The organism is Rhizobium grahamii CCGE 502, assembly GCF_000298315.2.
Taxonomy (GTDB): Bacteria; Pseudomonadota; Alphaproteobacteria; order Rhizobiales; family Rhizobiaceae; genus Rhizobium; species Rhizobium grahamii.
In genome coordinates, this window is sequence record NZ_AEYE02000035.1 from 43,409 (window position 1) to 60,846 (window position 17,438).

Below are 17,438 nucleotides of genomic sequence, written 5' to 3' on the forward strand. Positions count from 1 at the left end.
GAGTTTTTTCTTAACCGTCCGATCCTGGCGGAACTGGAGGAAACATGTCCGAATCCGACACAGTCCTGTCGGCGTTTGCCGATGGCGTCCTTGTTTTGACGCTCAATCGTCCCGACAAGCTCAATGCCTTTAACGAAGACATGCACCTGGCGCTGCGCACCGGCTTCGAGCGCGCCCATAACGACGCCGCGGTGCGCGCTGTGCTTCTGACCGGTAGTGGCCGGGGCTTTTGTGCCGGGCAGGACCTCAGTGATCGTGATCCACGAAAGGGTGGCGCAGCCCCGGACCTTGGGGGCACTATTGAACAATTCTACAACCCGCTGATCCGCCTGATCAGGACACTCGACAAGCCCGTTGTCTGTGCCGTGAACGGCGTTGCCGCTGGCGCCGGCGCCAATATCGCGCTTGCCTGCGACATCACTCTGGCAGCACGCTCGGCGCGCTTCATCCAGGCCTTTGCCAAGATCGGGCTGGTACCCGATTCTGGTGGCACCTGGAGCCTGCCGCGTTTGCTTGGTGAGGCGCGCGCAAAGGCGCTGGCTCTGACGGCCGAACCGCTCGACGCTGAAACGGCGGCGGGCTGGGGCCTGATCTGGAAGACGGTCGACGATGCGGCACTTCTCGATGAAGCCACGGCTCTTGCCACCAAACTCGCAGCCGGACCGACAACGGGCCTCGGCATGACCAAACGCGCCATTCAGGCGGCCGCCACCAATTCGCTGGATGAGCAGCTTGAACTCGAACGCGATCTGCAGCGCGAGGCGGGACGGAGTGCCGATTACGCCGAAGGCGTTGCCGCATTCCTCGACAAGCGCAAGCCGGAGTTTAAGGGACGATGACGGACAGGATGGTTCTGACGGCACAGGCGCTTGCCGATGCCTGTGCGGATGCGATGTGGCGAGAGGACAATGCGACGCGCCACCTCGGCATGAGAAGGGACCGCGTCGCGCCCGGCCTGGCGGTGATCTCGATGGTGATCAGACCGGAAATGACCAACGGACACGGAACCTGCCATGGCGGCTATATCTTCACGCTGGCTGATTCCGCGTTCGCCTTTGCCTGCAACACATACAATCAGCGTGCCGTCGCACAGCATTGCTCGGTCACCTATATCGCGCCGGCTTTTGCCGGCGACCGGTTGATGGCGACGGCGCGTGAGGTTTCGCGACGCGGCCGCGGCGGCATCTACGATATCAACGTGACCAATCAGAACGGCGCGCACATTGCTGAATTCCGCGGCCATTCGCGCACCGTCAAGGGCACTCTTTTGCCGGAAGAGGCGTAAAGCCGCCGGCCGCTTATCTCGGAGGAGACAGACATGGAAGACCTAACACCCCGCCCAGGCGACCTCGACGCGATCGAAAGGGCATCGCGCGACGAGATTGCCGCCCTCCAGCTTGACCGGATGAAATGGTCGCTCGGCCACGCCTATGACAACTCATCCTTCTACCGTGCACGGTTTGACGAGGCAGGCGTCCATCCCTCGGATCTGAAGTCGCTTGCCGATCTTGCGAAGTTCCCGTTCACGACCAAGAAGGACCTCCGCGACACCTATCCGTTCGGAATGTTTGCCGTGCCGCGGGAGAAGCTGGTGCGCATTCATGGATCTTCGGGCACCACAGGCAAGCCGACGGTCGTCGGCTATACGCAGAAGGATATCGACACCTGGGCGGATGTGGTGGCGCGCTCGATCCGGGCTGCGGGCGGACGGCGAGGCGATATGGTGCATGTAGCCTACGGCTACGGGCTTTTTACCGGCGGCCTTGGCGCCCATTACGGGGCCGAGCGACTTGGCTGTACCGTCGTGCCGATGTCTGGTGGGATGACGGAGCGGCAGGTCACCCTGATGCAGGATTTCAAGCCGCGCATCATCATGGTGACGCCCTCCTACATGCTTTCGATCCTCGACGAGTTTCGAAGGCAAGGGATCGATCCGCGCGAGAGCTCGCTGGCGGTCGGCATCTTCGGCGCCGAGCCCTGGACCAATGCGATGCGCCAGGAAATCGAACAGTCGTTCGACATTCATGCCGTCGACATCTATGGCCTCTCCGAGGTCATGGGGCCCGGCGTTGCCAGTGAATGCGTCGAGACCAAGGACGGCCTGCATATCTGGGAAGATCACTTCTATCCCGAAATCATCGACCCGGCGACGGGCGAAGTTCTTCCCGATGGCGAGGTGGGCGAGCTTGTCTTTACGACGCTGACCAAGGAAGGCCTGCCAATCATCCGCTACCGCACGCGCGACCTGACGCGGCTATTGCCCGGCACGGCCCGCTCCATGCGGCGCATCGAAAAGATCACCGGCCGCTCCGACGACATGATGATCCTGCGCGGCGTCAACGTCTTCCCGACCCAGATCGAGGAGCAGATCCTCAAGTGTCAGGGGCTTGCCCCACATTTCCAGATCGAACTCAGCCGGGCCGGCCGAATGGACCAGATGACGGTGCATGTCGAGTGTACGCCCGACGCGGCCGACGAAATGGCACGCGCCTCCTCGGCAAAATCCCTTGCCCACTACATCAAGAGCGTCGTTGGTGTTACCACAAGGATCGAGATTCGCGATCCGGGCGGAGTCGCCAGATCCGAAGGCAAGGCAAAACGGGTCCTCGACAACAGACCCAAGGAATAAGGACAAAACGCTTCCCGGCACGATGGGTCGGGAACGCCGCCAAAAGCTTTAAAGAGCTTATCGCGTGGAGGGCGCGAAGGAAGAACAGGAACACAGGATCATATGGCACGAACGCGCGCGATCGACTTTGAAGAGAAACAACGCAGCCTCTTGAGCAGCGCCGCTGCCGTCTTTGCGGAGATGGGGATGGAGAAAGCCTCCATGGCCCACATAGCCTCGCGCAGCAACGTCTCCAAGGCTCTCCTCTATCACTATTACCCAAGCAAGGACGCGTTGATCTTCGACATCATTCGCAACCACCTCGAGGACCTGGAAGCCGCCGTTGCTGCGGCAGACGAGCCCACCGCGACACCTGAGGTTCGGCTTCGGCTGCTGGTGCGGCAAGTGTTGGAGAATTACCGCGACGCCGACAACGAACACAAGGTGCAGCTGAACGGTACGAGTGCGCTCAGCCAGGACCAGCTGGACGAGTTGCGTGCCATCGAGCGTCGGATCGTCAAACGCTTCTCCAGTACCATCATCGAGATCAATCCGGATCTCAATGCCAACAAACCTCTCCTGATGCCCGTTACGATGTCGCTCTTCGGCATGATGAACTGGGTCTACATGTGGTTTCGCCCAGGCGGCCAGGTCAGTCGCGACGAGTATGCCGATATTGCCACGACCTTGATCCTCGAGGGCGTCAAGGCCGTCCGCTAAAAAGCCGGCTCTATCGCAGCCGGTTCAGTCACCGAATTTCAGCCGTTCCAGGATCAAGGGATCATAGTCCGGCGCCTTTATCCGTCGACGGTCTGTCTCTGGCACGGTGAGCGGCTCGGCCGGCTGAAGTTTTTCCCTGGCCTCAAGGGCGAGGCGTTGATAAACGCCTGTGCCTTGGCGCTTCCAGGCGATTTCCTTATCGCTGAGTTCGCGGATGACCCGGGCCGGTGATCCGACGGCCAGGCTGTTTGGAGGAATGTCTGCTCCTGCCTTGACGAAGGCCATGGCGGCAACGATCGAATTTTCCCCGATGACGGCCTCGTCCATGACAACCGCATTCATCCCCACCATTGCATTGCGTCCAATGATGCAACCGTGCAATACGGCGCCATGGCCGATATGGCCGTCTTCGCCAATCACCACTTCCACGTTGGGGAAGCTGTGTACGACGCAGGTTTCCTGGACATTCGAACCGCGCTCCATGACGATGCGTCCGAAGTCCCCACGCAACACGGCACAGGGCCCGACATAGGAGCCAGCTCCGATGATGACGTCGCCGATCACCACGGCGGCCGGATGGACGAAGGCTGCCGGATGAATGACGGGCACGACGCCATCATAGGAATAGACCTGTGTCATGTCAGTCAGCCCCTTGTCCTGGCGACCTTGTCTTGGCGACCATCGTCAACACGTCGTATTGGGCGACTGTCGCCGCATCCTGGTTGGTCACCCGGCAGTCCCAGCGCACTTCGCCATGCTCGGCGCCGATGCGGGGATTGATCTCCTTGCAGGTCAATTGCACCTGCAATGTGTCGCCCGGATTGACCGGCGTGAGGAAGCGTAGGTTGTCGACGCCGTAATTGGCAAGAACCGGTCCGGGGGCCGGGTCTACGAAGAGGCCGGCAGCAAAGGAGACGATCAGATAGCCATGGGCAACGCGCCCGTCGAAGAACGGATTGGCCTTGGCCGCATCCTCATCCATGTGGGCGTAAAACGTATCGCCGGTGAAGTTCGCGAAATGCTCGATATCCTCAAGCGTCACCTTGCGTGCTCCGGTCATCAGCTGGTCGCCGATCCGCAGCTCCGCCAGCGACTTGCGGAAGGGGTGTTCCTCGTCCCTGCGCACCTCGGCATCCGGAACCCAGCGACCGGTGACCGCCGACAGCAGCGTCGGCGAGCCCTGGACGGCGGTGCGCTGCATGTAATGCTTGACCCCGCGAATCCCGCCCAGTTCCTCGCCGCCGCCGGCACGTCCAGGACCGCCGTGCACCAGGCCCGGCAACGGCGAACCATGGCCGGTCGAGGTCTTGGCGCTGACGCGATTGCCTATCAGCACCCGGCCGTGGAAGGGAGCCATGCCAAGGACCACCTCTTCGGCGAAGGCCGGATCGTTGGTGAAGACCGAGGACACCAGGCTTCCCTTGCCCCGGCGGGCAAGATCGACGGCCTCCTCGGCGCTGTCATAGGGCATGACCGTGCTGACCGGGCCGAAGGCTTCGACGTCGTGAACGGCCCGGGCTTGCCAGGGCTTGTCGCAGTAAAGGAGAACCGGATTGAGGAATGCGCCAGCTTCGGCGTCGCCCGAGACGATGCGTGGGTTGTCCGGATCACCGGCGACGATCTCGGCATCAGCAAGAAGCTCGCGGATTCGGGCACGGACCTCGTCGCGCTGGGCAAGGCTTGCAAGGGGTCCCATGCGGACGTTTTCATCGGCGGCGTTGCCGAGTGCCGTCTTGCCAAGACGCTCTCCGAGTGCAGAGACCAGCGCGTCGCAGTAGGCGCGAGGTGCGATGACGCGACGAATGGCCGTACACTTCTGGCCGGCCTTTGCCGTCATTTCGCGGGAGACTTCCTTGACGAAAAGGTCGAACTCCTCGGTCCCGGGAGCGGCATCGAGACCGAGAACAGAGGCATTGAGGCTATCTGCCTCCATCGTGAAGCGGACCGAGTTCTCGATGATTGCCGGATGCGTTTTCAGCTTGCGGCCAGTCCAGGCCGAGCCGGTGAAGGTGACGGCGTCCTGACCTTCGACATGGTCCAGAAGATCGCCGACAGAACCGCAGACAAGTTGCACGGCGCCTTCGGGAAGCAAACCCGTCTCAACCATGCGACGGACGATGAGTTCGGTCAGGTAGGCCGTCTGGCTCGCCGGCTTGACGATCGCCGGCATCCCGGCAAGCAGGGTCGGCGCCAGCTTTTCCAGCATGCCCCAGACCGGAAAGTTGAACGCATTGATGTGAATGGCGACGCCCTGCAGGGGTGACAGAATGTGCCGGGCAGCGAAGGTTCCGTCGCGCGACAGGGGCTCCACCTCGCCGTCAACAAGCACTCGCGTATTGGGCAGTTCACGCCGACCCTTCGAGGCATAGGCCAGCAAGGTGCCAATGCCGCCATCGATATCGATCCAGCTGTCCGACTTGGTCGCACCGGTTGCCGACGAAAGCGCGTAGAACTCTTCCTTGCGCTCCATCAGCGCCTGACCAAGTGCCTTCAGCATGGCGGCGCGCTCATGGAAGGACATGCGACGCAACCCCGGGCCAACCTTGTCGCGGCCGTAGGCCAGAGATGCGGCAAAGTCGACGCCGGTGGAATCGATTGTTGCCACCGGGACGCCCGTCGAGGCATCGAACAGCGCCGTGCCATCCTTCGTGCCGGGAACCCAGCGGCCGTAAACGTAGCTTTCGAGACGGCGGGGCGGGTTTACCAGAACGTTCATTGTCTTGTCCTTCCGGGTCAGTTCAGATTGAGCGCAGCAAGCTCAGCGTCAACCGCCGCTTGCCATTCCAGGAGCAGCGCCTCGTTGGGGGTGTGGCGGAGCCCGAAGCGCGCCAGCGTTTCGTAGCGCGCCGAGCCGGAAAGCCCGAAGCTTGCTGCAACGCGCGGGCGCCAATATGCGATCGCAGTGCGCGCTAACGTCGCCCCGTCTTCACTTTCGACGATACGCTTCAGTCCCTCGATGCCGAGTTCGGTGTGATGTGCCTCGCGCGGCAGAATGGCACGGAACACGTCGGCAAGCGGCTGGTAGGAAACGCGGGTAAGCTCGCGAAGCTGGATGGTGCCGGCACTGCCCATCAGCACATTCATGACAACCGCGTCGACCCAGCCCTGCAAGGGATAGTGGAAGACCGAAATCCGCATGTCGCCGGCCTGACGGGCAGCACCTATATCGGTCTCTCGAGTCAGCCGGGCATCCCAGGGATGATGGACCGCATAGCGGCCGGTGTCGGCGCCGAAACTCCCCATGATCTGAAGAACCCGACCAGCATGGTCGGTCTTTTCCAGCACGATCTTGGCAGAAGCGATGCGCTCCCTAATACCGGGCGCATCGTTGATCGTGTCGGCAAATCCGGCGGCGCCCGCAAGCTCGCTATCGACGAAACTTGCCATCAGGCGCAGAAGCTCGCCGCGATAGCGTGGTGTCACATTGTCAGGCGACGTCAGCACGCCACCCTTGAGCAGGTATTCCTCGATCGGCATCGTATCGGACATCGGCAATTCCTCCCTCGCTTTCGCGCGCCTATTGGTCGTAGCTGACCACGACGCGGTCGCTCAGCGGATAACACTGGCAGGTCAAGACGTAGCCCTGGCGCACTTCGTAGTCCTCGAGTGCGTGGTTGACCTCCATCTCGGTCTCGCCCTCGATCACCTTGGCCCGGCACGTTGAACAGACACCTGCCTTGCAGGCGTAGGGGACGTCCATGTTGTTCGCCAGCGCGGCTTCCAAAAGGCTTTGCCCCTGCTTCGGCATCTTGAAGACACGAGTTGCACCATCGAGCGTGACCGTCGCCTCGCAAGCCGCTTCGCGATCGGCAGAGGCAGCGCGTTCGGTCTTGCGACGCGCCCGGCCTGGCTGCGACGATGCAAAGAGCTCGAATTTGATCTGTTCGTCGCGCATGCCGTGATCGCGAAGGGCGGCTGCGATCGTCAGCATCATCGGTTCGGGACCGCAGATGAAGGCCGTGTCGACTGACGTCAAGTCAACCCAGTGCCGAAAAAGCGCCGCACATTTGTCTGCATCGATACGCCCGTTAAAGAGGTCGATATCCTGCGCCTCGCTTTCCAGCACATGCAAGATGGACAGGCGGCCGAGGTAGCTGTTCTTCAGGTCATCCAACTCCTCGCGGAACATGATCGAACTGATCTGCCGGTTCGCGTAGACGAGCGTGAAGCGCGATCGCGGTTCACGCGCCAACGTGGTCTTGATGATGGAGAGGACCGGCGTGATGCCGCTGCCGGCGGCAAAACCGAGGTAATTCCTGGAGATCTCAGGTTCGATCGCGGTGAAGAAGGCGCCCATCGGCGGCATGGCTTCCAGTGTATCACCGATTTGCAGTTCCTCGTTCGCCCAGGTCGAGAAGCATCCGCCGTCCACCCTCTTGATGCCGACCCGCAGCACGCCCTCGTCGCGCCCGGCGCAGATCGAATAGGATCGGCGCAGCTCTTCGCCGTCGAACTGGCGACGGAATGTCAGGTACTGGCCCTGGGTGAAATCAAAGGCACCGCGCTCCCCGTCGAGCGGGGCAAGCGTGACGACCACGGCATCACGCGTCTCGCGCCTGACGTCGGTGACCTGAAGGGAATGAAAACGTGCCATATTGCGGACCTCACTAGGCAAAGGGTCAGATGCACTTGAAATAATCGAATGGTTCCAGACAGTCCGTGCAGCGATAGCTCGCCTTGCAGGGCGTCGAACCGAACTGGCTGATCTTTTCCGTGTTCGTCGATCCGCAGCGCGCACAGGGGACCGTCAGATTGGAGCGGCCGGAGAGGCGATCGACGCGCAGGCGCATGAGGCCGTCTATCGCGGTCCCGTCAACAGGTGGCGCAATGCCGTAGGCCCTGAGCTTTTTACGCCCTTCGGCACTGATCCACTCCGTTGTCCAGGCAGGTGAAAGCTGGCGCTCCAGCCGCAGCTTCTCGATCCCCTTGTCCTGAAGCGCCCGCTCGATATCGAAGTTGATGATCGCGGTCGCCGGACAGCCGGAATAGGTCGGTGTTACCGTCACAACCAGCGTGTCGTTCTCAAAGGCGACGTCCCGGATGATCCCGAGATCGACAAGCGAGATCACCGGGATTTCAGGATCCGGGACCTCCCCAAGCCACTGCCAGACATCGGCGGTGGATGGCAAAGTTGCGGTCGTCATAACCGCCTCCTTCCGTTACCAGGTTGCACCCGGGTAAGCCCGCTGCAGAAATTGCAGCTCAGCCAGGATGAAGCCCATATGTTCGGTATGAACACCGTGCTTGCCGCCCCTGTGCATGAAACCGTCGGCCGGCTTTTTGAGCGTCGCCTCCGCGAGCGCCTCGCCAACCAGCTCATCCCAGGCAGCTTTCAGGCTTTCGGGCTCCGGCGCGATGCCGGCCGCGGCAAGCTCCGCGTCCGATGCGTCGCCGAGGAAAAGCTCGCCAGTATAGGCCCAGAGATCGTCAAGCGCTTCCTGCATGCGCCGATGGCTTTCGCCGCTACCGTCGCCGAGGCGAATGATCAGGTCGCGGCTGCGATCGAGGTGATAGGCAACTTCCTTCGTGGCTTTTTCGGCGATGTCGGCAATGCGCTTGTCGGTCGAGCCGCAAAGCGCCTTCAGCATCAGGAAATGCCAGGCGTCGAACAGAAACTGGCGCATCAGCGTCTTGCCAAAATCGCCGTTCGGACGCTCGACCAGCAGAACGTTGCGGAAGTCGCGGGCATCGCGCAGATAGGCAAGACCGTCGGCGTTGCGACCACGACCCTCGACCTCGCCAGCAAGGCCGAGCCAGAGCTGTGTCTGGCCGATCAGGTCAAGTGCCGTGTTGGAAAGCGCGATATCCTCTTCAAGAGCCGGCGAGTGCCCGCACCATTCGGAAACCCGATGACCGAGGACCAGGGCGTTGTCGCCGAGACGGGTCAGGAACTCGCATAGCGCAGCGTCGCTGACTGACGTATTGGAGATCGCGCTCATCACATATGCCCCACTTCATCTGGAATGTCGAAGAAGGTCGGATGGCGATAGACCTTCGAGTTCGACGGATCGAACAGTGGACCCTTGTCCGACGGCGCGCTGGCCGTGATGTCGCTGGAACGAACGACCCAGATACTCACGCCCTCATTGCGGCGGGTGTAGACGTCGCGGGCATTGTTGACGGCCATTTCGGCATCGGGCGCATGAAGGCTGCCAACATGCCGGTGGTTGAGGCCGTGCTGGCCGCGGATGAAGACTTCCCAAAGGGGCCATTCGCTGGACATCGGTGTTTCTCCCTGCTCGCGGTTCCTCGGCCGAAGGCCCGACGAACGCATATTTGTTACGATAGCAACTGCTCAGAGCGGGCGCCTTGCGACGTCCTGGCACTATTCGGCGGCGGTCCGCGCGGCAGCGCGACGCGATTTCACCTTGTCGGCATGGGCAACGAGCCCTTCACGGAACCAGGCGCCGTCGCTCCATGCCTTCTGCCGTGCGCCAAGGCGCTCGGCATTGCACGGGCCATTGCCGGCGATGACGGCGAAAAACTCGGTCCAGTCAGGTTCACCGAAATCGTGGCCGCCCTTTTCCTCATTCCACTTCAGATCCGGGTCCGGAACCGTGAGGCCGAGGTATTCCGCCTGCGGCACGGTCTGGTCCACGAACTTCTGGCGCAGCTCGTCGTTGGAGTTCTGCTTGATCTTCCAGGACATGGATTGAGCCGAATGCACCGATGCGTCGTCGGAGGGGCCAAACATCATCAGGGATGGCCACCACCAACGGTTCAAGGCGTCTTGGACCATTTGCTTCTGGGCGGGCGTTCCCTTGACCATCTTCATCAGGATGTCGAAGCCCTGGCGTTGATGGAAGCTTTCTTCCTTGCAGATGCGGACCATGGCGCGGGCGTAAGGACCGTAGGAACAACGCTGCAGTGGCACCTGGTTCATGATCGCCGCGCCATCGACCAGCCAGCCAATCGCACCAATATCGGCCCAGCTCAGCGTCGGATAGTTGAAGATCGAGGAGTATTTTGCCTTGCCGCTATGCAGCTGCTCGTACATTTCGTCCCGGCTGATGCCGAGCGTTTCAGCAGCACAGTAGAGGTAGAGTCCGTGGCCTGCCTCATCCTGCACCTTGGCCAGCAAGATTGCCTTGCGCTCAAGGGTCGGGGCGCGGGTGATCCAGTTGCCTTCAGGAAGTTGGCCAACAATCTCCGAATGGGCATGCTGGCTGATCTGGCGCATCAACGTCTTGCGATAGCCTTCCGGCATCCATTCCTTTGGCTCGATCTTCTGGCCGGCGTCGATCCGTTCCTGGAAGGCCCGTTCGACGGGATCCATCTCCTCGAGCGTCTTGACGCGGGCGCTGTCGGTCTTGACCATCTGTGCGTACATGGTTCGTCTCCCTTGCCTTGGCGCGTTAGACGCGCTCGAGGATGATTGCGATGCCCTGGCCAACGCCGATGCACATCATGCAGAGCGCATAGCGGCCGCCTTGGCGGTGCAATTGATAGGTTGCCGTCGTAACCAGCCGGGCACCGCTCATGCCGAGCGGATGACCCATTGCGATGCCACCGCCATTCGGGTTGACATGGGGCGCGTCATCGGGAAGGTCCAGATCGCGGAGTACGGCAAGCGCCTGGGCAGCGAATGCTTCGTTGAGCTCGATCACGTCCATCTGCCCGATAGCAAGGCCAGCCCGCGCCAGGACTTTCCTTGCAGCTGGCGCCGGACCCACACCCATGATGCGCGGCTCGACGCCGGCCGCAGCCATCGCGACGATGCGCGCTTTCGGCGTCAACCCTTGTGTTCTTGCGACCGCCTCGCTTGCAATAACGAGCGCCGCAGCGCCATCATTGACGCCTGAAGCATTGCCCGCAGTAACGCTGAGATCTGCACCGTTAACGCCTTTGAGCCTTGAAAGCTGCTCGGCCGTCGTTCCGGGACGGGGATGCTCGTCGCGGCCGACGACAACGGGATCGCCTTTCTTCTGGGGCACCCTGACTGCGACCAGTTCGTCGGCAAACAGACCCGCTTCCTCAGCCGAGGCCCACCGTGCCTGGCTACGTGCCGCGAAGGCATCCTGATCGGAGCGGCTGACGCCGAAATCAGCTGCGACATTGTCAGCGGTCTCCGGCATTGAATCGACGCCAAATCGTGCCTTCATCTTCGGATTAACAAAACGCCAGCCGATCGTGGTGTCATAGACAGCACTTGTCCGGGAAAACGCGCTGTCTGCCTTTGGCATGACGAAGGGCGCCCGGCTCATGCTCTCGACGCCTCCGGCGACGAGGAAGTCACAGTCGCCTGCGCGGATCGCGCGCGCAGCCATTCCGACGGCATCCATGCCGGATCCGCACAGTCGGTTAATGGTCGTTCCGGGGACGGTGACCGGCATGCCAGAAAGCAGGACTGCCATGCGGGCGACATTGCGGTTGTCTTCGCCCGCCTGATTGGCACAGCCAAGGATAAGATCGTCGACCTTGCTCCAGTCGACGCGGGGATTGCGCTCCATCAGTGCAGCGAGCGGCAAGGCTGCGAGATCGTCCGCGCGCACCGATGAGAGTGCACCGCCATAACGGCCGATGGGTGTGCGAACGGCATCACAGATGAATGCATCAGGCATGCGCAAATCCTCCTGCTCCCGATCGGCGTCCGGATCCAATACATTAACCGACCGATCGGTCATGTATTTAGCACGGGTTATGTCACAGATCAACGGGAATTTCTCGTAGAGCTGTGATGTTTAATATTCGCCCGGGAATCCTAGCACCGCAGTCGCAGATTTCCTCGCATTTTGTGGTGCGGTAACCGTTGGCGATGCTTGATGTTTCCGTCGCCAAACAGCCCATTGAGCCAAACAGACCATCGAATCATTGAATAAAGGAGAGGATGCCCGGCCCGGACCTGCCTTCCGGTGTGCCGCGCCTGAATCGATCGAGATAGCGCTCTAAAAACGCGGCCACTTCTACGACTGCAAGGACCCGCAATGGAATAATCGATGGCCCGTGACATCAATACTGTTCTGAGTGACAACCGACGAGTCCCTGCGAGGCCACAAGGTGAGGGGCGATTGAGATTTGAAGGCCCGTGAATCCCACGGTAAAACCATCAAAGTAATACGCTTGGTTGCGTCACAAGATTTATAATAGTTGCAGTATTACTTCTGTAATTAGTCTCGTTGTTGCAATAGATTTTAGATTTACCCAATAAGGCGTATCGGGGGTGAATTGTTGCGCGCGTTAATCCCATGCTAACTATACGGCAGGGTTGAGGACGTGACTATGACTATTCCGGTCGAATACAACTGGAGCCCGAATCGTTCCGTCAGAGGCGACCGGAAATGGCTCGGCTTCGATACCATTGCGATCTCCTGCATAGCCTCGACGTGCGACTTTGTCGTCCTGATCGGGGCAAGCGCTGCCGGCCATCTGCTTTATCAGCAGATCGGATCAGGCGACGCCACGGATCTGTCCCTCTATGTCGGGGTCGGGCTTTTCATCGCGACGGTTTTCGTCCTGGCGATGTTTGGCGTCCACGCCTATCGTCCGGCCGAAATCCGCTCTGTTCGGCGTCAGTTGCCTCTGATTCTTGCGCTCCTGCCGGCAGCGATCCTTTTCTTCATTGCCGTTGCCCTGTTCCTGAAGATCGGGACAACCGTCTCCAGGGGCACGATGATTACCACGGCCGGCCTCTCCGTCACGGGTCTCCTTGGACTGCGACTGTTCTGGCGCCACATCGGCAATGCGTTTTCCCGTGCGCGGTTTCCCTCCCGCAAGGTGCTTCTGATTTGCCCGGGCACGATGCAGGTCGAACCGGTCATTCAAAGGGCGACCCAAAGCGGGCTCTCCGTCAATCACATCATGACTATTGCCGAGAGCGACCTTCCCGTGGGCGGGATGGGTGAAGCCTACCAGCGAAACGGTATCGACGACGTTGACGAGGTCTTGGTCGCCTGGAGTGACTACGGCAATCTTCGCGCGCTGGAAAAGTGCCTTTCCGACCTTCGCCAGTTCTGCGTGCCGGTCAGTGTCATGTTCGGTGGCGTGGTTGGCGAGGTTGTCGAGGGTTTCGCCCAGACGGTCGGCGAGCGGCGAGCCTTCCAAATTCACCGGCCGCCACTCGATTTCTTTCAACGCTTATTAAAACGGGCCTTCGACGTCGTCTTTTCGATCGCCGCACTTCTCGTCATGTTCCCGATCTGCGTGATGGTCGCAATCGCGATCAAGCTCGACAGCCCGGGGCCGATATTCTTTGCCCAGTCACGCAAGGGCTACAGCGGCCGCGCTTTCCGCATCCTCAAGTTCCGCAGCATGTCCGTCATGGAAGATGGCGGAAACGTCCGCCAGGCGACACGCAACGATCCCCGGGTCACCCGGGTTGGCGGCTTCATCCGCTCGACCAGTCTCGACGAACTGCCGCAATTTTGGAACGTCCTCCGCGGCGACATGTCCGTTGTCGGACCGCGCCCACATGCCATGGCGCATGACGACCTTTACGGCGCGCTGATTGCCCAGTACGCGTCGCGGCGGCACGTCAAGCCGGGCCTGACGGGCTGGGCCCAGATCAGCGGATGCCGAGGAGAAACACCGACACTGGACAGGATGGCCGACCGGGTTCAACACGATCTGTGGTATATCAACAACTGGTCCTTCTGGCTTGACGTGAAAATAGTAGTACTGACGATTCGCACAATGTTTGATCGGAGTAATGTTTACTAGAGGTCAATCGCTGTTTAGTGTTGCGTTGCAACAGGGGTGTCTCGGCAATGATTTTGGTGACTGGCGGAGCCGGTTTTATCGGTTCGAACTTCATTCTCGACTGGTTGGCGCACGATAACGAGCCTGTCGTCAATCTCGACGCGCTCACTTACGCTGGCAACATCCGCAATCTTGATGCGCTTGCCGAGGACAAGAGGCACATTTTTGTGCACGGCAGCATCGCAGATACGGCGCTGGTCTCGAGCCTTCTCGAGCGCCACAAGCCGAGGGCCATCATCAACTTCGCGGCCGAAAGCCATGTCGACCGGTCCATCCATGGACCCGAGGATTTCGTCCAGACCAATATCGTCGGGACATTCCGACTTCTCGAAGCTGCCCGCGCCTACTTTGCAAAGCTGCCCGATCGCGACGCCTTCCGCTTCCTGCACATATCGACCGATGAAGTGTTCGGCACGCTTGGGCCGGACGATCCGGCATTCGACGAACAGACCCAGTATCAGCCCAACAGCCCGTACTCAGCGAGCAAGGCGGCAGGCGACCATCTCGTGCGCGCCTATCACCACACCTACGGTTTGCCCGTCCTGACCACCAACTGCTCCAACAACTACGGTCCCTATCATTTTCCGGAGAAGCTGATCCCGCTCGTCATTCACAATGCCTTGCAGGGCCGCCCGCTGCCGCTTTACGGCGATGGCCAGCAGATCCGTGACTGGCTCTATGTCAAAGACCACTGCAGCGCCGTTCGGCGTGTCCTCGAAGCTGGCATTCCCGGCGAGACTTACAATATCGGGGGCTGGAACGAGCGGACCAATCTCGACCTCGTCAACCTCCTCTGCGATACCCTCGACGAAATGGCGCCGAAGGCCGACGGAACCTCGTATAAGACCCAGATCACCTTTGTGACCGATCGTCCTGGCCATGACAGGCGCTACGCCATCAACGCAGGCAGAATGGAAACCGATCTCGGCTGGCGGCCCATGGAGACGCTGGAGAGCGGCATCAGGCAGACCGTTCGCTGGTATCTCGACAATGCCGAGTGGGTGACGGGTGTCACCACGGGCAGCTATCGAAACTGGATCGCCAAGCAATACGCATGAACATCCTTCTCCTCGGCAAGAACGGCCAGGTCGGCCAGGAACTACAGCGCACACTTCTGCCATTCGGCACGGTGACTGCACTCGGTCGCGACGGCCTCGATATGGAAGCAACAGACAGGCTTGCCGAAACCGTCAGGGCTCACGCGCCCGATATCATCGTCAATGCGTCGGCCTGGACAAAGGTCGACCTGGCGGAGACGGAAACCGAGCGGGCATTTCGTGTCAATGCCGAAGCCGTCGCGGTCCTTGCGGGGATCGCGCAGGAACGCAAGGCAACGCTTGTCCATTATTCGACGGACTACGTGTTCGACGGGAGCAAGCCCTCGGCTTATCGTGAGGACGACGGGACAAATCCGCTGAGCGCCTACGGTCGATCAAAGCTTGCGGGCGAAGAGGCAGTCAGGTCCAGCGGATGCGATGCGATCGTGCTGCGGACGAGCTGGGTCTTTTCCCAAGAGGGCACGAATTTTATTAAGACCATCCTTCGCCTGGCCCGCGAGCGGAAAAGCCTGCGGGTGGTGGCAGATCAGTTTGGCGCCCCGACGTCGGCGGAATTGATCGCCGACGTCACGGCGCTGGCGATTGCCGCGCATCGTCGCGGTGAGCTTCCGGGCGGGATTTATCACCTGACGGCCCGTGGAAGGACGAGCTGGCACGAGCTTGCCTGCTACGTCGTCGGGCGCGCGAGCGCGCTGGGCTTTGAACTGCAGGCCGGGGCAAACGACATTCAGCCGATTGCCACCGAGGAATATCCGCTACCGGCAACCAGACCATCCAATTCCGTGCTCGACAGCGGCGCGCTCGCCAGCCGCCTTCGACTGGACCTCCCGGACTGGACTGTCCACGTGGAAAGAATGCTTCATCAACTCCGGAGACGGGAGCTGCAGTCTTGAACCGAAAAGGCATCATCCTCGCCGGCGGCTCCGGCACGCGGCTTCACCCGGCGACCCTGGCGATCAGCAAGCAACTGCTGCCTGTGTTCGACAAGCCGATGATCTACTACCCGCTGAGCACCCTGATGCTCGCCGGCATTCGCGACATCCTGGTGATCTCGACGCCTCAGGACATTCCGCGTTTCGAGCAGCTCCTCGGGAGCGGCAGGCAATGGGGTGTCAACTTCTCCTATGCTGTTCAGCCGTCGCCCGAGGGGCTGGCCCAGGCCTTCATCATCGGCGAGGACTTCCTCGCCGGCTCGCCTTCGGCACTGGTCCTTGGCGACAACATCTTTTACGGGCACGACCTGCCACTGCTCCTGCAGAGCGGCATGTCGCGCGAAACCGGGTCGACCGTCTTCGCCTACCACGTTCTCGATCCGGAACGGTATGGCGTCGTGGAATTCGACGGCATGAACAAGGCGCTCTCGATCGAGGAAAAGCCGGAGCGAGCGAAATCGAACTACGCGGTCACCGGCCTTTACTTCTATGACACCCGGGCGGTCGAGTTCGCCAAGGCGCTCAAGCCCTCGCCACGCGGTGAACTCGAGATCACCGACCTCAATCTCCGCTATCTCGAAGACGGCAACCTGACAGTGGAAATCATGGGGCGCGGCTATGCATGGCTCGACACCGGAACGCATGATTCGCTGCTTGACGCCAGCCAGTTCATTTCCACGCTCGAGCATCGGCAAGGCCTGAAAGTTTCCTGTCCAGAAGAGATCGCATTTCGAAACGGCTGGATCGATGTCGCAGAGCTTGAGCAACTGGCACGACCACTGGCCAAGAGCGGATACGGAAAATATCTCTTGAGGCTCGTCTCGGAGGCTGGCCCCCGATGAAGGCGACACCCCTTGCAATCCCCGAGGTGCTGTTGATCGAGCCGATGGTTTTCGGCGACGACCGCGGCTTCTTCTTCGAGAGCTTCAATCAGGCGAAGTTCAACGCGCTCGTCGGTTCCGATCAGAGCTTCGTCCAGGACAATCATTCGAAATCGGCAAAGGGCGTCCTCCGAGGACTGCACTACCAGGTCCGGCAGCCACAGGGAAAGCTGGTGCGGGTCGTCGAAGGCGAGGTGTTCGACGTCGCCGTCGACCTGCGCAGGAATTCGCCGACCTTCGGCAAGTGGGTCGGAGAAATCCTCTCTGCCGAGAACAAGCGGCAGGTATGGATCCCGACCGGCTTTGCCCATGGCTTCCTCGTTCTCTCGCAGACCGCCCAGTTCCTCTACAAGACGACGAACTTCTATGCGCCGGAAAGCGAGCGGGCAATCGTCTGGAACGACCCATCGCTCGCGATCCGTTGGCCGATCGATACGGCTCCGCTTCTGTCGGGCAAGGATGCTGCCGCAGCAGCCTTCAAGAACGCCGAGGTGTTCGAGGACACCTTGGTCAGCTGATCGTTGATGAGCGCTTTCTCGGACCG

General features: G+C 60.9%; 18 protein-coding genes. 9 read left to right on the forward strand and 9 right to left on the reverse strand.

The window, feature by feature from the left end:
- Positions 1-44 precede the first annotated feature (44 nt).
- From paaG to RGCCGE502_RS27635, 4 genes are all read left to right on the forward strand, one after another.
- Entirely contained in the window at positions 45-839 is a 795-nt protein-coding gene (gene paaG, locus RGCCGE502_RS27620; protein WP_016557510.1) for a 2-(1,2-epoxy-1,2-dihydrophenyl)acetyl-CoA isomerase PaaG, read from the forward strand.
- A complete protein-coding gene (gene paaI, locus RGCCGE502_RS27625; RefSeq protein ID WP_016557511.1) occupies positions 836-1,285 on the forward strand; it encodes a hydroxyphenylacetyl-CoA thioesterase PaaI in 450 nt (149 codons plus the stop codon). Before paaG ends, paaI begins: the two co-directional genes overlap by 4 nt.
- 33 nt (positions 1,286-1,318) lie before the next feature.
- Entirely contained in the window at positions 1,319-2,629 is a 1,311-nt protein-coding gene (gene paaK, locus RGCCGE502_RS27630) for a phenylacetate--CoA ligase PaaK (RefSeq protein ID WP_016557512.1), read from the forward strand.
- 102 nt (positions 2,630-2,731) lie between these two features.
- Positions 2,732-3,328, forward strand: a complete 597-nt coding sequence (locus RGCCGE502_RS27635) for a TetR/AcrR family transcriptional regulator (RefSeq protein WP_016557513.1) — start codon at positions 2,732-2,734, stop codon at positions 3,326-3,328.
- Positions 3,329-3,352: 24 nt separating this feature from the next.
- Here the strand turns inward: RGCCGE502_RS27635 and RGCCGE502_RS27640 are convergent, their stop codons facing one another.
- The 9 genes from RGCCGE502_RS27640 to pcaF form a co-directional block, all read right to left on the reverse strand.
- Positions 3,353-3,967 (reverse strand): acyltransferase, encoded by a 615-nt coding sequence (locus RGCCGE502_RS27640; RefSeq protein WP_016557514.1) that lies wholly within the window; start codon positions 3,965-3,967, stop codon positions 3,353-3,355.
- A gap of 1 nt (position 3,968) precedes the next feature.
- A complete protein-coding gene (gene paaZ, locus RGCCGE502_RS27645) occupies positions 3,969-6,044 on the reverse strand; it encodes a phenylacetic acid degradation bifunctional protein PaaZ (protein WP_016557515.1) in 2,076 nt (691 codons plus the stop codon).
- Between the two features lie 17 nt (positions 6,045-6,061).
- Positions 6,062-6,817 (reverse strand): Phenylacetic acid catabolic protein, encoded by a 756-nt coding sequence (locus tag RGCCGE502_RS27650; protein WP_016557516.1) that lies wholly within the window; start codon positions 6,815-6,817, stop codon positions 6,062-6,064.
- A 28-nt stretch (positions 6,818-6,845) separates the two neighbouring features.
- On the reverse strand, positions 6,846-7,922 hold the full coding sequence (gene paaE, locus RGCCGE502_RS27655) for a 1,2-phenylacetyl-CoA epoxidase subunit PaaE (RefSeq protein ID WP_016557517.1): 1,077 nt from the start codon (positions 7,920-7,922) through the stop codon (positions 6,846-6,848).
- Between the two features lie 25 nt (positions 7,923-7,947).
- Positions 7,948-8,472, reverse strand: a complete 525-nt coding sequence (gene paaD / locus RGCCGE502_RS27660) for a 1,2-phenylacetyl-CoA epoxidase subunit PaaD (RefSeq protein ID WP_016557518.1) — start codon at positions 8,470-8,472, stop codon at positions 7,948-7,950.
- Positions 8,473-8,487: 15 nt separating this feature from the next.
- Complete coding sequence (paaC, locus tag RGCCGE502_RS27665; RefSeq protein WP_016557519.1) at positions 8,488-9,267, reverse strand: 1,2-phenylacetyl-CoA epoxidase subunit PaaC; 780 nt, start codon at positions 9,265-9,267, stop codon at positions 8,488-8,490.
- Complete coding sequence (paaB, locus tag RGCCGE502_RS27670; protein ID WP_016557520.1) at positions 9,267-9,551, reverse strand: 1,2-phenylacetyl-CoA epoxidase subunit PaaB; 285 nt, start codon at positions 9,549-9,551, stop codon at positions 9,267-9,269. The genes paaC and paaB overlap by 1 nt, the downstream gene beginning before the upstream one ends.
- A gap of 102 nt (positions 9,552-9,653) precedes the next feature.
- A complete protein-coding gene (gene paaA, locus RGCCGE502_RS27675) occupies positions 9,654-10,658 on the reverse strand; it encodes a 1,2-phenylacetyl-CoA epoxidase subunit PaaA (RefSeq protein ID WP_016557521.1) in 1,005 nt (334 codons plus the stop codon).
- Positions 10,659-10,683: 25 nt separating this feature from the next.
- Positions 10,684-11,889, reverse strand: coding sequence for a 3-oxoadipyl-CoA thiolase (gene pcaF, locus RGCCGE502_RS27680; RefSeq protein ID WP_016557522.1), 1,206 nt, complete (start codon positions 11,887-11,889; stop codon positions 10,684-10,686).
- Between the two features lie 658 nt (positions 11,890-12,547).
- Between pcaF and RGCCGE502_RS27685 the strand changes: the two genes are divergently transcribed.
- From RGCCGE502_RS27685 to rfbC, 5 genes are read left to right on the forward strand one after another with little or no spacing between them, the layout of a single operon-like run.
- Complete coding sequence (locus RGCCGE502_RS27685) at positions 12,548-13,984, forward strand: undecaprenyl-phosphate glucose phosphotransferase (protein WP_016557523.1); 1,437 nt, start codon at positions 12,548-12,550, stop codon at positions 13,982-13,984.
- 47 nt (positions 13,985-14,031) lie between these two features.
- Entirely contained in the window at positions 14,032-15,081 is a 1,050-nt protein-coding gene (gene rfbB / locus RGCCGE502_RS27690) for a dTDP-glucose 4,6-dehydratase (protein ID WP_016557524.1), read from the forward strand.
- On the forward strand, positions 15,078-15,974 hold the full coding sequence (gene rfbD, locus RGCCGE502_RS27695) for a dTDP-4-dehydrorhamnose reductase (protein WP_016557525.1): 897 nt from the start codon (positions 15,078-15,080) through the stop codon (positions 15,972-15,974). The genes rfbB and rfbD overlap by 4 nt, the downstream gene beginning before the upstream one ends.
- Positions 15,971-16,855, forward strand: a complete 885-nt coding sequence (rfbA, locus tag RGCCGE502_RS27700) for a glucose-1-phosphate thymidylyltransferase RfbA (protein WP_016557526.1) — start codon at positions 15,971-15,973, stop codon at positions 16,853-16,855. The genes rfbD and rfbA overlap by 4 nt, the downstream gene beginning before the upstream one ends.
- Complete coding sequence (rfbC, locus tag RGCCGE502_RS27705) at positions 16,852-17,412, forward strand: dTDP-4-dehydrorhamnose 3,5-epimerase (protein WP_016557527.1); 561 nt, start codon at positions 16,852-16,854, stop codon at positions 17,410-17,412. The genes rfbA and rfbC overlap by 4 nt, the downstream gene beginning before the upstream one ends.
- Positions 17,413-17,438 lie beyond the last annotated feature (26 nt).